This is a genomic window from Pseudomonas fluorescens (genome assembly GCF_902497895.1).
GTDB lineage: Bacteria > Pseudomonadota > Gammaproteobacteria > Pseudomonadales > Pseudomonadaceae > Aquipseudomonas > Aquipseudomonas fluorescens_BP.
The window spans coordinates 42,681-56,629 of sequence record NZ_CABVHQ010000032.1 but is presented as its reverse complement, the minus strand read 5'-3'; the positions used below and the strand labels follow the sequence as shown (position 1 = coordinate 56,629).

Here is a 13,949-nt window from a genome sequence, read left to right as displayed (position 1 = left end):
TCAGTTTTCATGTGGTGTTATAGATCACATGAAAGCCCACAAAAAACCCGCCTAGTGCGGGTTTTTTGTGGCCTGCAGTTTTTCAAGACGCGCTATTGGTTTTTCAGAAATCAGCGATCAATAGCCATCATTCCAATGGAAGACCAGATCACGAATAGCCCCGCCTTTGATCTCGGCATCATTGCGTTTTTCCTGACCATTGCGAGCGGCGACCACCGAGTATTTACCGGGCGGCAGTTGAACGTAAACGATAGGCCCTGCCTGACTCAGCTTCAGCACTGAACTGCCCTGCATGTTCTGAACCACTACATCGACATCAGGCACGTATTTATTGTCCGGGCCGATCGCAAAGGTCATGTGCAGGTTGTAACCCTTGGCCTGATGAATCGCCCGCGACTCATCCAGACCGATACCCCCCGACAAATAAGTAATTCCGTTTTGCTGTTGCGGCTCCACCTGCACGCCAGACATATTAATCGGCTCCTCGGTGGCAGCCTGCGGCACCCCTGCTGGCAACCCCGACAACATGAACGCTACCGCTCCTGAAAACGCTAGTAAGTGGAAGGACTTCATGATGACGACTCCCAGGTTCGTACAGACCCCTATGAATACGACCATTAGACGCTATGCCATAAAACGGCGGCACCCCGAGCAAATCCCCTCCCTGTACTGTTGATCCGTTCGACTGCGAAAAGTTTATGCCTTACTGACTCGCTGTTTAGATCAAGTCAGCTCTTTATTCTCACGCAAGCCTTCGATCCAACATCCCCTTCCGAAAAAGAAGCTGCCGACAGGTACGCGGGAATTTCCCTACAGACCAGAACCACCCCCCAAGGGAATGCTTATACCGGGGGCGTTAATCGGGTCAGACGCCAAATCTTCAGCAACAAGTCAGGAAGCTGAAATGCAAGCGTTAGAAGGGAAGGCAAGCGTACCTGTGACACTGCCTGTGCCGCTGATCAGTGTTGTTATCGCCGCTTACAACTACGCAACTGTACTGCCGCGGGTACTGGATTCGGTACTGTCACAGTGGGCTGAGGATATTGAGTTGCTGGTCGTCAACGACGGCTCCCGGGACCACACCGCGCAGGTACTCCAGGAGTATGCCCAACGGTTCCCGGACAGGATTCACATCATCCACCAGGAGAATGCCGGCCCGGCAGCCGCCCGCAACCATGGGATTCGTATTGCGCACGGTAAGTATGTGCTGTTGCTGGACGCCGATGATGAATTGTTGCCCGAGGCTCTGGAGACTCTGCGCGCAGTACTGCACAACAATCCCGCAGCAGGCATGATCCTGGGTGCGCACATCTGCGCTTTTGCCGACGGTCGTGAGCGGGTTCGCCTGCCTACTCCGGCCTCCGGTTCGCCGCCGGAACTGATTCGGCGTTATCTGCTGGACAAGAAAATATCCATCTCCCACAGCCGCACGCTATTTCGGCGCGACCTGTTGCTGCAGCGCCCCTACCCCGAGGAGCTGCGAGCAGGAGAAGACATTGCAGTCTTTGCATACCTGCTGGTCAGCGCACCCGTCGCGCTGACCAATCGACCCCTGGCGCGAATCCATAAGCACGCCGACAGCTTGCGACATGACCGCCATGACGAAAAGGCGGTGGCCCAAGGCATGCTGCGCGAGGTTTTCGCCAGCTTGCCCGAAGAGTGCCAGGTTTATCGAGCTGCGTATGAGGCGCAACGTTACCTGTCGTTGTTTCGTGCAGCCATGCTGGCTGGTGACAAGCCCGCGGCACGACGTTTTTATCGGCATGCCCTGGGCTTGTCGCCCTTGCAGGCACTGCGCTGGAGCTATCTGAAAAAGGCTTTGCGACTCGGGGCTGGACTGGGCTGATGCGCGTTCTAGTGTTGACCGCGGCCGAACGTCTGCCAGATCTGACAACGTTATACGACGAGCTTGCGCAACGGGCGTCCCTTGAAGTTCACCGACTGACAAAAAGTCAGCAACGTAACTTGCGCAAATTCCTGGGCGATCTCGATCTGCCTGATTTTCAGCGAATCTTGCTGGATCTGCCGTTCAAGAATGTGTATCGCCAAACGAACTATTTGGCACAACTCAACGGCTTGCTGGTTTACGAGGAAGATGCCTGCCAGAACTACCTGACCCGCTCGCGCTGGTGCGGGGCATTCAGCCGGTTCTATCGTCGTTTGCCCCGCGCACGCGTTCTGGTTACCGGAGCCGGTATCGCGGCCCGTTTGCAGGCTGAGGGTTTCAACGTGAGTTTCACGGCCAAAGGTTATGACCCGGCCAGGTTATTTGCCGAGTCGGTCGAGCGTGATATCGAGTTAGGTTTTATTGGCCGAACGACGAGTGATACCTATACGCAACGCAAATCGCTGCTTGAGCAGCTGGCCACCACTGAACCCTTGCAGGTACTGCGCACTGATCCGGGTGAGCCTTATCGGCAGATGCTCAACCGCATTCGCCTGTTTATCAGCGCCGATATCGGGCTAGGCGAGTACATGGCAAAGAACTTCGAGGCCATGGCTTGCGGTTGCGTACTGCTGGCCTGGCGTCAGGGCACGGAAGAGGCAGCGCTGGGTCTGCGCGACGGTGAGCACCTGCTGCTCTACAGCAGCCTTGAAGAACTGCGCGGACATATCACCAGGCTGCGCAGCGACCCGCAGCTGGGGCAACGCATCGCGCAGGCCGGTCGCGCCTTTGTCGAAACCCATCATAGCTACAGGCACCTGGCCAAGCAGATCGCCGGACTGCTGGCAGAGCCTTGGCCGGTCATTCCCTCTCCCACCCATTGGCGAGCCTTGTGGCAGCGCCTGTGCCCCTTCTGAGAGCGCCTGTATGACCCAGTCCGTGGCTGATCAACCCTTGGTCAGCATCATTATTGCTTCATACAATCATTGCGCCTTTATCGAGGCGAGCATCACCAGCGTACTCACGCAGACTTACCCGAACATTGAGCTATTAGTGGTCGATGATGGTTCAACAGATGGCAGCGTCGAATGCATTCAGCGATTGCAGCAACTCCATGGTTTCAGTTTTCTCGCGCAGGAAAACCAAGGCTTGTCGCGAACCCTCAACGAAACCATAGCCCGGGCACGGGGCAACCTGATCGCGCCCTTCGGTTCGGATGATGTGATGCTGCCCGCGCGCATAGCACTGCAAGTTGCGTATCTAAGGGATAAACCCGAGGTCGGGATTTGTGCCGGCAATATTCAAGAAATAGATACCGAAGGGCACCCGCTAGGGAAGGTCCGCGATCTACCGCGGCGGCGCCTGGCCTTCAAGGATGTTTTTCTCGACCGCAAACCAGGAGCGCCGGCACCGACGCTACTGTTTCGTCGTGAAGCACTGGAAAAAGTCGGTGGTTTCGATCCGCAGATTCGTTTGGAAGACTTGTTGATTCAACTAAAGATCACCCGGGCAGGTTACTCCATCGATGTACTGAACGAAGTGCTGGCCAACTACCGCGTGCACGGCAATAACACCTACAAAAATCATCGTTTCATGACCGACAACGTTCTGCGCACCTATGCACAATTCAGTGATCACCCGGCCTATGCGCGGGTGTGCGCAAACTTTCGCAACTCGATGCTGCTCAAGTGCGCGCGCCAGGACAAAAAGCTCGCTCGCGAGTTGCTGGCGCAACTCCCGCTCAGAACATGGAATGCAAAGACTTTACGGGGTCTGTGGCGCCTGGCTTTTGCCTCATAACGATAAATGACGCGGTATTTACCTGAATGACGACCACACAATCATTGAAAGCAACCCATCGAGGCTCTGCTCAGACTGGAAAAATTTCTACCTGGCTCATATTGTATTGGCTTCCCATCGGCTGGCTTGCCTTACTCAGCGGGATGTTCTGGGTCGGTGATCGCGCCTTGTATCACAAGCTTTACTACCTCACCCTTGCCGCACCGACCTTGATAGTGTTGCTCCTTGAGCCACAGCTGCTCAAACAATTATTAAGCTCTCCTTTGATAAGACTGTTTCTGTTGTTCTCGGCTTACATCCTGATTTCGGTGCAATGGTCCGGCACCGAAGAAACTTCCCTGACCATGAGTAAACGCCCGCTCTACATTTTGATGCTGCTGTTTGCCGCGATGCTGATCACCCTGAAATCCCCCGCCCGACTTGACGGCATGACCAGGCTGGCAGCGATTCTTGCGGTAGTCTGTGCCGCCGCCTCAATGGTTTATTTCTTTTATAGTGAAGAAGGTGGCCGCCTGAATGGTTATGGCGCCTTGTACAACCCACTGCTTAGCTCCCATGTATTTGGCTTTTTTTGCGCTTACTGGCTGAGCAGCTGGTATCTGGGCAGCAGATCGACCGCACTTTTACCTCTGAGCGCCATGGTCGTGCTCTGGGTACTGCTGATCTTTACCGGATCACGCACCCCGATTATGGCTATGGCCGGCTGCATCCTGTGGATGGCCATTGTTCAATGGAAACATCGACTGTGGCTGGTCATTGCCGTGGCGGTAGCAGTCGTCGTTGCCACCCAATCACTCCCGCAATCGGATGATTTAATGGCCCGCGGGGTCTCCTACCGCCCCGCGATCTGGGCTGAAGCCCTGCGGCAAATCCAGGCAAGCCCATGGATTGGCCTGGGCTTTACCCACCCGCAAGTCTTCTGGATCGAAGGGACCCAGCATGCGTTGGCTGACCCGCACAACATTGTGCTCGGCGTACTGTTTGAGGGTGGCGTGGTTGGCCTGACGCTGTGGCTGATGATGTATGCCTATGCCATGTTTTACGCTTGGCAGCATCGTGACCAACCCTGCGTGCTGATTGCCTCCACTTTGGTGGTCTATGGCTTCATGGCCGGCCTCACCGAAGGCAGTGCATTTTTTTCCCGACCCAAGGAGCACTGGTTTCTGATCTGGATCCCCCTGGCCTTATTGGCAGCGACCCGATTGCGCTCGGAGCAGCACGATCAAAGGAACGCCGCCGTTAACCACAGATCTGAAAATCGTCCATTTACCTGAGGAGCTCGCAGCGAAAAACCCCAAGAGTGTTTCCCTGGGGTTTTTTATTGCCGGGAATTTGTTAGCTTCTGACTCCTGCAACACGTCTTGCGGGGAATGCATCAACAGCATAGGGGCGCCAGCACTCATGATTCAGCAGACCACGCCTGCGCCGGAGCTCCGGGCAACCACCGCGCAGACTGCCCCCAAAACGAAACCCGGTGAATCATTCAGGGAAGTAGCCGCTGATGGTTTCACCCTCGGCGGTTTCACCTGGCGTCACCCCCGGACGGACAACAAACGCCCGGTGGTGATCATCAACGCGGCGACCTCGGTGCGCTGCCGACATTATTTTCGCTTCGCCGATTATCTGTTTGCCAACGGCTTCGACGTCATCACCTACGACTATCGCGGGATCGGCGAGTCACGACCGGCATCCTTGCGCGGCTTCAACGCGTCATGGACCGATTGGGGCGCGCTCGATTTCGAGGCTATGTTGCAACGGGCGACCCGGGAGTTTCCCGGCCAACCCATAGATGTGGTCGGGCACAGCTTCGGCGGCTGCGCAGCCGGACTGGGTAGCTCGGGATACCTGATCCGACGCCTGGTGACCGTAGGCGCACAGTTCGCCTATTGGCGCGACTACGCATCGGCCAAGCGTTGGCGAATGTTCTGCAAATGGCACCTGTTGATGCCGCTGGTGACGATGTTCTTCGGTTACTTTCCCGGCAAGCGCCTGGGCTGGCTTGAAGACACGCCCGCTGGCGTGGTCCGGGACTGGAGCACCCCGACGGCACTGTACGAGAGGCGTCCCAGCGGGCGCTTGCTCGATAAATTGCCCTTCCACGCTGTCACCGCGCAAACCCTTGCCATCAGCCTCAGCGACGATCCTTATGGCACTGTCCCGGCCATCGAGCGATTGCTTGGCTACTTCAAGGCCAGCTCAAACTCGCACCTGCGAATCGCACCCGAAGACATCGGAGAAGCGGAAGTCGGACATTTCGCCTTTTTTCGCAGCCCGTACCAAGCCACACTATGGCCCATTGCATTGTCCTGGCTGCAAAACGGCGAGCTTGCTCCCGGTACGCCTGGGCGCTTAATGCCGCGCACCTGATTGACCTGCCTGCCCTACTCAACGGAATACGGAACGAAGCCCATGGCATCCGCGAACAAACAACACAAACGCGCCACCCGCGCAAAAGCCAAGGCCAAGCAGAATCGAACTCAACGCGCAGGCGCCCCAGTCGAAGCGCTGGATCCGAATGACGATCGCATCGATTTTGAATCGGTGGATCTGACCGAGCTGTTCAAGAAAATGCGCACAGCCGAAACCACCAGCCAACAAGCCATGTGTGCGGTCTTCCTGGCAGATCCCTTGCTCGAACTGGTGCTTGAGCAGGAAGGTGAAGAAGGCGCCACGGACTTCATCCTCGCGGCGCTTATCGAGTATCGCCAGTGGTCCACCGAAGTGGACGAGGCTGCAGCCCTTGCCTGGATCGAGAGCCCGCAATTCCAGGCCGACTACGTTGCTGCGTCGGACGCGCTACTGAAGTCGTAACCCGACAAAAACGGCCGCTGTCATCATTGACGGCGGTCGCTTTCGTTTATCGCCTATTCCTTCCGATCAATCAGACCCTTCCCACAAAGACCGCTCAGCGTTTGCAGGCATCCTCTTCTTCCACCTCGGTCAACGTCCCCGACCGCGCATCAGCCCCTGCTGTGGAAGACTCATGAGCACACCCACCTCAACCCACGATCAAGATCCACAACTCGCGCCACTACTCGTCAGTCTCGGCGAACTGATCCGGCAGGCGCGCCAGAAAGCGCTGCGGGCTGTGGATACACTGCAAGTTCAAACCTGCTGGCAAATCGGTCGGCATATTGTTGAATTCGAGCAAGAGGGCGCTGAGCGGGCTGCCTATGGCAAGCGATTGCTGCCAACGCTAGCCAAGCTGCTGACTGGGGAGTTCGGAAAAGGCTTCGATGAGCGAAACCTGCGCCACATGCGAGACTTCTACCAAACATTCCCAATTTGGAACGCAGTGCGTACCGAATTGAGCTGGGAGCGTCTGTTCAGTCAGAATCCACAGTAGAAACCGCATGCCGGACGAATGATTTATTGGATCGTCACTTTGCGCTTTAATACTCAGCAATCTCCCTCCAGAAAACGACCAAAACCAATGGCATCCCTGAACAAACAGCAGAAACGCGCCAAACGCGCGAAGACCAAAGCCAAACAACTGCGCATGGGAATCAGAAGACCCACGGCAATGTACGACGAGCCGACCGGCCTGGACGACGAGGTAATTCCGGCGGACATCCTGGAGATGTTCCTCTTCATGAAAGACGCAGAAGAGACCACCAATCGCGTAGATATGCTGGTGAGAATGCTCATGTCGCTGAGCAAGATTATCGACAAACAGCCAGAGCTGCTGGACATGGAAAATGCTGAGAACGAGGCGATGGCTTCCACTCACCTGGCCGCGGACATGCTGATTGATTACCGCATGTGGGCCGACGGTACTGATCACCAGCAAGCCCAGCTCTGGCTTCAAGACCCTCAAGTCATAGCTGATTTCGGGACCGCGCTGGACAGCTATAAAAAGATGCTCGATATAGTGCTGGGAACGGAAGAGTAAACCCGTTCGTTAAAAGCACCGGAAACAAAAAACGGCAGCTGTCAGGAATGACAGCGGCCGTTTTCATTGAGCGATTAAATCAAACCATCAACTCAACACCACCACCCCACGCTTCTCGATTCTGCGGCGACGCGCAACCAACAGGCCGGCCGCAACCACCAGAACACTCAGCAGCCCAGTCGCGAGGATCTCCACGCGGTGCGCTTCCTGGAACAGCATGATCGCCAGCACCCCGACGATGAACACGATCACCGCGTAAGTCAGGCCCGGAAACAGCCACATCTTGTAGTCGATCCTCTCGCCGACAGCCATGCGCTTCTGACGCATGCGCAGTTGGGACACGGCAATCACCAGGTACACCAGCAAGGCAATGGCGCCGGAGCTGGCGAGGAGGAATTCGAACACCGCAGCCGGGGCCACGTAGTTGGCGAATACCGCGAGGAAGGCTGCCGCGGTGGACAGGATTACCGCCCAGTAAGGCGTGCCACTGTTGTTGGTGATTTTCGCGACGGCTGGGGCATCGCCGCGCTTGCCCAGGGAGAAGAGCATGCGCGAGGCGGTATACAGTGCCGAATTCAGGCAGCTGGTTACGGCAACCAGGACCACCAGATCAACGATCAGTTTGGCGTTGGGAATGCCCATGCGGTCGAGCACGGTCTGGTAGGAACCGACCTGCGCCAGACCTGAGTCGTTCCACGGCACCAGCGCCACGACGATGAAGATCGACACCAGGTAGAACAAACCGATCCGCCAGATCACCGAGTTGGTGGCCTTGGAGATTTGCTTGCCAGGATCTTTCGATTCGGCAGCGGCGATGGTGACGATTTCGGTGCCCATGAACGAGAACATCGTAGTCAGCATCGCGGCCAGGACCGCGCCCATGCCGTTGGGCAGGAAGCCTTGGGTATCGAACAGGTGCGAAACACCGCTGACCTGGCTGCCCGGCAGGAAGCCGAAGATCGCCAGCACACCAAGGATGATAAAGCCGATGATCGCGACGACCTTGACTAGCGCGAACCAGAATTCGAACTCGCCGTAATTCTTCACACTGAACAGGTTGGTCACCGTTAGCAGCAAGGTAATGACCAGCGTGAACGCCCAGATCGCCACATCGGGGAACCAGGCGTGGAGAATGGTGGCGGCGGCGTTGGCTTCCAGCGGGATCACCAACACCCAGAACCACCAGTACAACCAGCCGATGGTGAAGCCGGCCCAGTGACCGATCGCCTGATCGGCATAGGTCGAGAATGAGCCGGTGTCCGGCGACGCAATGGCCATTTCGGCCAGCATGCGCATTACCAACACCACCAAGGTACCGGCGGCGGCATAGGCCAACAGCACAGCGGGACCGGCTGCGGCGATGGCGTGTCCGGAGCCGACGAACAGCCCGGCGCCGATCACACCGGCGATCGACAGCATGGTCACATGCCGTGGTTTAAGCCCCTGTTCGAGGCCATTGGAGCTATGGGTACTGCTCATTCAATCTACCTTTGCGGGTGAAAGCGATTCAGTCCACCCCGTCTGCAGACTTTCTCGTAAAAAGTATCCAACGGGGGTGTTCCTTATTCTTTACGCAAAATTTACGCCAAAATGTTTCAAAGCCCGTGACTCCGGGGCCTGCAAGACGAACAGTCGGTCATCGCAAGTCATTGAGTTTAATGGCTATTCGCCACAGCGTTACCCAACACCCCACTTCAAGAACGAAATGCCGCACCAGAAACACATCGGAAAAGTCGGTCGCGCACAATAAAGGTGCGCATTCGCAACCTTTGGCTGACCGGCGCTTCCAACACCCGGCCAAAGCTGGCACCATCGCGCCCTTTTTTACGCGACAGCCGCCGCGACAGAGGTTCAAACGAGTGTTCGGTTGTTGATAGCGCGACAGTCTGCTGCGCCGATGCGACAACCTGCCACATGCCAGCTGTTTACCCCCCGTAGCGCTGTTGGCTGTCATTCAAACGCTATGCTAGCTTGGCCGCCTCGCCAGGAAGGCCACCAACAGCAGGAGCGCTACAAAACAATGAGGACCGCACATGGCTGAGGCCACGCCCGCGCTTGAAATCCGCAACTTGCATAAACGCTACGGCACGCTTGAGGTACTCAAAGGTATCTCGCTGACCGCCCGCGACGGCGATGTGATCTCGATCCTGGGTTCCTCCGGTTCCGGCAAGTCCACTTTCCTTCGCTGCATCAACCTGCTGGAAAACCCGCATCAGGGCCAGATCCTGGTGGCCGGCGAAGAGCTCAAGCTCAAAGCCGCAAAAAACGGTGATCTGGTCGCTGCCGACGGCAGGCAGATCAATCGCATGCGCAGCGAGATCGGTTTTGTATTTCAAAACTTTAACCTCTGGCCGCACATGAGCGTGCTCGACAACATCATCGAAGCGCCACGCCGGGTGCTGGGGCAGAGCAAGCGCGACGCCATCGAAGTTGCCGAAGCCTTGCTGGCCAAGGTCGGTATCGCTGACAAACGCCACGCCTACCCGGCCCAACTCTCCGGTGGTCAGCAACAGCGTGCGGCCATTGCCCGTACGCTGGCGATGCAACCCAAAGTCATTCTGTTTGATGAGCCGACTTCGGCCCTTGACCCGGAAATGGTTCAGGAAGTGCTTAATGTGATCCGCGCGCTGGCCGAAGAAGGTCGCACCATGCTGTTGGTCACCCATGAAATGGGCTTCGCCCGTCAGGTATCCAGTGAAGTGGTGTTCCTTCATCAAGGCCTGATCGAAGAGCAAGGATCGCCACAGCAGGTTTTCGAGAACCCGCTTTCGGCACGCTGCAAACAATTCATGTCCAGCAACCGCTAACGGAGCTACACGCATGCAGAGCTATAAAAAATTCCTTTTGGCCGCTGCCGTTACCCTGGCGTTCAGCGCCACCGCTGCTGCCGAAACCCTGAAAATGGGCATCGAAGCGGCCTACCCGCCGTTCAACAATAAAGATGCCAGCGGCCAGGTCGTCGGTTTCGACGTCGATATTGGCAACGCTCTGTGCGCCAAGATGAAAACCGAGTGCACCATCGTCACCTCCGACTGGGACGGCATCATCCCAGCCCTGAACGCGAAGAAGTTCGACTTCCTGATCTCCTCGATGTCGATCACTGACGAGCGCAAGCAAGCCGTCGACTTCAGCGAACCGTACTACTCGAACAAGCTGCAATTCATCGCGCCTAAAGCCAATGCCGATTTCAAGACCGACAAAGACTCGCTCAAAGGCAAAGTCATCGGCGCCCAACGCGCGACCCTGGCCGGTACCTGGCTGGAAGACAATCTGGGTGACGCGGTCCAGATCAAACTCTACGACACCCAGGAAAACGCTTATCTGGACCTGACTTCCGGCCGTGTCGACGCGATCCTGGCCGATAAGTACGTCAACTACGAGTGGCTCAAAAGCGACGCGGGCAAGCCTTATGAGTTCAAAGGTGAGCCGGTTGAAGAAAGCGACAAAATCGGTATTGCCGTACGCAAAGGCGATCCGATCCGCGAGAAGCTGAACGCCGCACTGAAAGAAATAGTGGCTGACGGCACCTATAAAAAGATCAACGACAAATACTTCCCGTTCAGCATCTATTGATCCTGACTTGCCTGACCGTCACCGCAACCCCGCGGTGACGGTCCTTGGCAAAGCCTGCTGCGATCTAAAAAAAAGAACTCCATGAATATCGATCTCTACGGATTCGGCCCGGCGCTCGCCGCTGGCGCGCTGATGACCGTCAAACTGGCTCTCTCGGCATTGTGCCTGGGGTTGGTTCTCGGTTTGCTCGGCGCCTTGGCCAAGACTTCCCCGTACAAGCCACTGCAGTGGCTTGGCGGTACTTACTCAACGCTGGTGCGCGGTATCCCGGAATTGCTTTGGGTACTGTTGATTTACTTTGGCACCGTCAACCTGATGCGGGCCCTGGGCGAGTTCTTCGGTAATCCCGATCTGGAGCTCAACGCCTTCGCTGCCGGTGTGATTGCCTTGGGCCTGTGCTTCGGCGCCTACGCCACGGAAGTTTTCCGCGGTGCGATCCTGGCAATCCCCAAAGGCCATCGTGAAGCCGGCGTAGCCTTGGGCCTGTCGAAATTCCGGATCTTCACCAGGCTGATCATGCCGCAGATGTGGCGCATCGCCCTGCCGGGGCTGGGCAACCTGTTCATGATCCTGATGAAGGACACCGCGCTGGTATCGGTGATCGGCCTGGAAGAGATCATGCGTCACTCGCAAATCGCGGTGAACTTCTCCAAACAGGCGTTCACCTTTTATATGGTTGCCGCCTTCATGTACCTGGGCCTGACGGTTCTTGCCATGACCGGCATGCACTTTCTGGAACGACGCGCCGCTCGCGGCTTCGCGAGGAGCACGCAATGAACTGGGAAGTGATCATCAAATGGCTGCCGAAACTGGCGCAGGGCGCAACCCTGACCCTGGAACTGGTCGCCATCGCCGTCATCCTCGGCTTGCTGCTGGCCATTCCGCTGGGCATCGCCCGCTCGTCCGGGCGCTGGTACGTACGAGCCCTGCCTTACGCCTACATTTTCTTCTTCCGTGGCACGCCGCTGCTGGTGCAGTTGTTCCTGGTCTACTACGGCCTTGCGCAGTTCGACGCGGTGCGCGAGAGCGTCCTGTGGCCTTACCTGCGTAATCCGTTCTGGTGTGCCACTGCCACCATGACCTTGCACACGGCTGCCTACATTGCCGAAATCCTGCGCGGCGCGATCCAGGCCATTCCACCCGGTGAGATCGAAGCGGCGCGGGCCCTGGGCATGTCCCGGCCCAAGGCGCTGTTCTACATCATCCTGCCGCGCGCGGCGCGGATCGGTTTGCCGGCCTATAGCAACGAAGTGATCTTGATGCTCAAGGCCAGCGCCTTGGCCAGTACCGTGACCCTGCTGGAACTGACCGGCATGGCCCGGACCATCATTGCGCGGACCTATCTGCCGGTGGAGATCTTCTTCGCCGCAGGCATGTTCTACTTGCTGATGGCTTACGTACTGGTACGCGGTTTCAAACTGCTGGAGCGCTGGTTGCGCGTCGATGCCTGCCAGGGACGCTGATCTGCCGCAGGTATTGAAGGGCGAGCAGCTGCTCGCCCGCTTCAAGGCCCTGGATGCATTCCTCATCGAGCATCAGGCGCTGTGGCGACCGCGGCCCTTTATCCATCGGCAACTGCCCTGGGAAGCGCAGCATCCCCAACTGGCCCACTGGCTGCGCCAACGTTCACTGGAAGACGCCGAAGCCAGCCACAATCAGCCACAACACCTGGATGCCCCGGCACCCTTTGCAGCGCTGGCGGCCACCTCGGTCGCGCTCAGCGCTCTCGGTGATCTGCCCAGCCATCCGCTCGATCCTGCCACCCGACGCTTGAACGTCGATGTTCCCGGACGCAAATGGCAGCAGATCGAAGCTTTCGCCGGTTGCTTGCAGTTTGCTGAGCCCCCCACCCACTGGCTCGACTGGTGCGCGGGCAAAGGGCATCTGGGTCGACGTCTGCTGCAAACCGGGCAACTACTGACTTGCCTGGAACACGACCCGGCACTGATCGCCTCCGGCCAGCAGCTCAGCCAACGCCATCGACTTCCCGCAACCCACGTGCAACAGGACGTTCTGGCAGAAGACGCCGTCTCGCGTCTGGACACCGGACACACTCCGGTCGCCCTGCACGCCTGCGGCGACCTGCATGTGCGCCTGATGCAATTGGCCAGCGCCGCGGGCTGCAAGCAACTGGCTATCGCCCCCTGTTGCTACAACCGCATCCAGAGCGATGAGTACCAGGCACTGTCGATCGCAGCCAAGGCATCAGGCCTGCGGTTATCGCTGGACGACCTGGCACTGCCCCTCAGCGAAACAGTCACCGCTGGCGCTCGTGTACGGCGCCAGCGTGACACCTCGATGGCCCGGCGCCTGGCCTTCGATCTGCTGCAGAGGGACCTGCGCGGCTGCGACGACTATCTGTCGACGCCCTCATTGCCCAGCGCCTGGCTGGACAAGCCGTTCGCCGACTATTGCCGCGACCTCGCCGCCCTCAAAGAGTTATCCACAAACGAACAGGATTGGTCGGCCCTGGAAGCCGCCGGCTGGCAGCGGTTGGCGCATGTGCGCAATCTGGAGCTGGTACGTGGCCTGTTTCGTCGGCCCCTGGAACTCTGGCTAGTGCTCGATCGGGTATTATTTCTGCAAGAGCAAGGTTATGGCGTTCGTCTCGGAGTGTTCTGCGAAACCCCACTGACGCCGCGCAACCTGATGCTGCTGGCCGAACGCAAGTAGCCACCAACATCTACCCTCCAGCCTGTGGATAACTCTGTTGATGAAAATTCTGCGGATCCAATCCCAGCGCTGTTTCAGAGCTGAATCAACAACTGTTCAATTTTGTTTCACTCAGTAAAAAAACCG

The 13,949-nt window shown here is 57.6% G+C and carries 14 protein-coding genes and 1 pseudogene; 13 read left to right on the top strand and 2 right to left on the bottom strand.

Translation table 11 applies throughout. The features are described from left to right. Positions 1-117 precede the first annotated feature (117 nt). Positions 118-573: a carboxypeptidase regulatory-like domain-containing protein gene (locus tag F8N21_RS17290; protein ID WP_150643272.1), complete on the bottom strand. Its 456-nt coding sequence runs from the start codon at positions 571-573 to the stop codon at positions 118-120. A gap of 331 nt (positions 574-904) precedes the next feature. Between F8N21_RS17290 and F8N21_RS17285 the strand changes: the two genes are divergently transcribed. From F8N21_RS17285 to F8N21_RS17250, 8 genes and pseudogenes are all read left to right on the top strand, one after another. Beyond that, positions 905-1,846, top strand: a complete 942-nt coding sequence (locus tag F8N21_RS17285; protein WP_150643271.1) for a glycosyltransferase family 2 protein — start codon at positions 905-907, stop codon at positions 1,844-1,846. Next, positions 1,846-2,802, top strand: a complete 957-nt coding sequence (locus F8N21_RS17280) for a glycosyltransferase (RefSeq protein ID WP_150643270.1) — start codon at positions 1,846-1,848, stop codon at positions 2,800-2,802. Before F8N21_RS17285 ends, F8N21_RS17280 begins: the two co-directional genes overlap by 1 nt. 10 nt (positions 2,803-2,812) lie before the next feature. Beyond that, complete coding sequence (locus F8N21_RS17275) at positions 2,813-3,685, top strand: glycosyltransferase (protein WP_150643269.1); 873 nt, start codon at positions 2,813-2,815, stop codon at positions 3,683-3,685. 26 nt (positions 3,686-3,711) lie between these two features. Then, complete coding sequence (locus tag F8N21_RS17270) at positions 3,712-4,959, top strand: O-antigen ligase family protein (protein ID WP_150643268.1); 1,248 nt, start codon at positions 3,712-3,714, stop codon at positions 4,957-4,959. A 127-nt stretch (positions 4,960-5,086) separates the two neighbouring features. Then, positions 5,087-6,052 carry an alpha/beta fold hydrolase gene (locus tag F8N21_RS17265; protein ID WP_150643267.1) on the top strand — a complete coding sequence of 322 codons (966 nt, stop codon included), beginning with the start codon at positions 5,087-5,089 and terminating at the stop codon, positions 6,050-6,052. 42 nt (positions 6,053-6,094) lie between these two features. Next, positions 6,095-6,496, top strand: coding sequence for a hypothetical protein (locus F8N21_RS17260; protein WP_150643266.1), 402 nt, complete (start codon positions 6,095-6,097; stop codon positions 6,494-6,496). 172 nt (positions 6,497-6,668) lie between these two features. After that, positions 6,669-7,001, top strand: a pseudogene (locus tag F8N21_RS17255) (DUF1016 N-terminal domain-containing protein); the annotation flags it as partial. A 117-nt stretch (positions 7,002-7,118) separates the two neighbouring features. Further along, positions 7,119-7,577, top strand: coding sequence for a hypothetical protein (locus tag F8N21_RS17250; protein ID WP_150643265.1), 459 nt, complete (start codon positions 7,119-7,121; stop codon positions 7,575-7,577). 87 nt (positions 7,578-7,664) lie between these two features. On the opposite strand, the gene gabP is transcribed toward F8N21_RS17250, so the two are convergent. Next, the gene (gene gabP, locus F8N21_RS17245; RefSeq protein WP_150643264.1) at positions 7,665-9,056 is read right to left on the bottom strand and encodes a GABA permease; all 1,392 of its coding nucleotides are present in this window, start codon (positions 9,054-9,056) and stop codon (positions 7,665-7,667) included. Between the two features lie 554 nt (positions 9,057-9,610). On the opposite strand from gabP, the gene F8N21_RS17240 reads away from it, so the two are divergent. From F8N21_RS17240 to F8N21_RS17220, 5 genes are all read left to right on the top strand, one after another. Continuing rightward, entirely contained in the window at positions 9,611-10,384 is a 774-nt protein-coding gene (locus F8N21_RS17240; protein ID WP_150643263.1) for an ABC transporter ATP-binding protein, read from the top strand. Between the two features lie 13 nt (positions 10,385-10,397). After that, positions 10,398-11,150 (top strand): ABC transporter substrate-binding protein, encoded by a 753-nt coding sequence (locus F8N21_RS17235; protein WP_150643262.1) that lies wholly within the window; start codon positions 10,398-10,400, stop codon positions 11,148-11,150. 81 nt (positions 11,151-11,231) lie between these two features. Next, positions 11,232-11,927: an ABC transporter permease gene (locus tag F8N21_RS17230; protein ID WP_150643261.1), complete on the top strand. Its 696-nt coding sequence runs from the start codon at positions 11,232-11,234 to the stop codon at positions 11,925-11,927. Beyond that, positions 11,924-12,613, top strand: coding sequence for an ABC transporter permease (locus F8N21_RS17225; RefSeq protein ID WP_150643260.1), 690 nt, complete (start codon positions 11,924-11,926; stop codon positions 12,611-12,613). The genes F8N21_RS17230 and F8N21_RS17225 overlap by 4 nt, the downstream gene beginning before the upstream one ends. Next, positions 12,594-13,823 carry a methyltransferase gene (locus tag F8N21_RS17220; protein WP_150643259.1) on the top strand — a complete coding sequence of 410 codons (1,230 nt, stop codon included), beginning with the start codon at positions 12,594-12,596 and terminating at the stop codon, positions 13,821-13,823. Before F8N21_RS17225 ends, F8N21_RS17220 begins: the two co-directional genes overlap by 20 nt. Positions 13,824-13,949 lie beyond the last annotated feature (126 nt).

Coding starts and splice junctions, on each gene's coding strand:
- F8N21_RS17290 (WP_150643272.1), bottom strand. CDS start 573: ATGAAGTCCTTCCACTTACTAGCGTTTTCAGGAGCGGTAGCGTTCATG.
- F8N21_RS17240 (WP_150643263.1), top strand. CDS start 9,611: ATGGCTGAGGCCACGCCCGCGCTTGAAATCCGCAACTTGCATAAACGC.
- F8N21_RS17230 (WP_150643261.1), top strand. CDS start 11,232: ATGAATATCGATCTCTACGGATTCGGCCCGGCGCTCGCCGCTGGCGCG.
- F8N21_RS17275 (WP_150643269.1), top strand. CDS start 2,813: ATGACCCAGTCCGTGGCTGATCAACCCTTGGTCAGCATCATTATTGCT.
- F8N21_RS17270 (WP_150643268.1), top strand. CDS start 3,712: ATGACGACCACACAATCATTGAAAGCAACCCATCGAGGCTCTGCTCAG.
- F8N21_RS17265 (WP_150643267.1), top strand. CDS start 5,087: ATGATTCAGCAGACCACGCCTGCGCCGGAGCTCCGGGCAACCACCGCG.
- F8N21_RS17225 (WP_150643260.1), top strand. CDS start 11,924: ATGAACTGGGAAGTGATCATCAAATGGCTGCCGAAACTGGCGCAGGGC.
- F8N21_RS17220 (WP_150643259.1), top strand. CDS start 12,594: ATGCCTGCCAGGGACGCTGATCTGCCGCAGGTATTGAAGGGCGAGCAG.
- F8N21_RS17250 (WP_150643265.1), top strand. CDS start 7,119: ATGGCATCCCTGAACAAACAGCAGAAACGCGCCAAACGCGCGAAGACC.
- gabP (WP_150643264.1), bottom strand. CDS start 9,056: ATGAGCAGTACCCATAGCTCCAATGGCCTCGAACAGGGGCTTAAACCA.
- F8N21_RS17280 (WP_150643270.1), top strand. CDS start 1,846: ATGCGCGTTCTAGTGTTGACCGCGGCCGAACGTCTGCCAGATCTGACA.
- F8N21_RS17260 (WP_150643266.1), top strand. CDS start 6,095: ATGGCATCCGCGAACAAACAACACAAACGCGCCACCCGCGCAAAAGCC.
- F8N21_RS17285 (WP_150643271.1), top strand. CDS start 905: ATGCAAGCGTTAGAAGGGAAGGCAAGCGTACCTGTGACACTGCCTGTG.
- F8N21_RS17235 (WP_150643262.1), top strand. CDS start 10,398: ATGCAGAGCTATAAAAAATTCCTTTTGGCCGCTGCCGTTACCCTGGCG.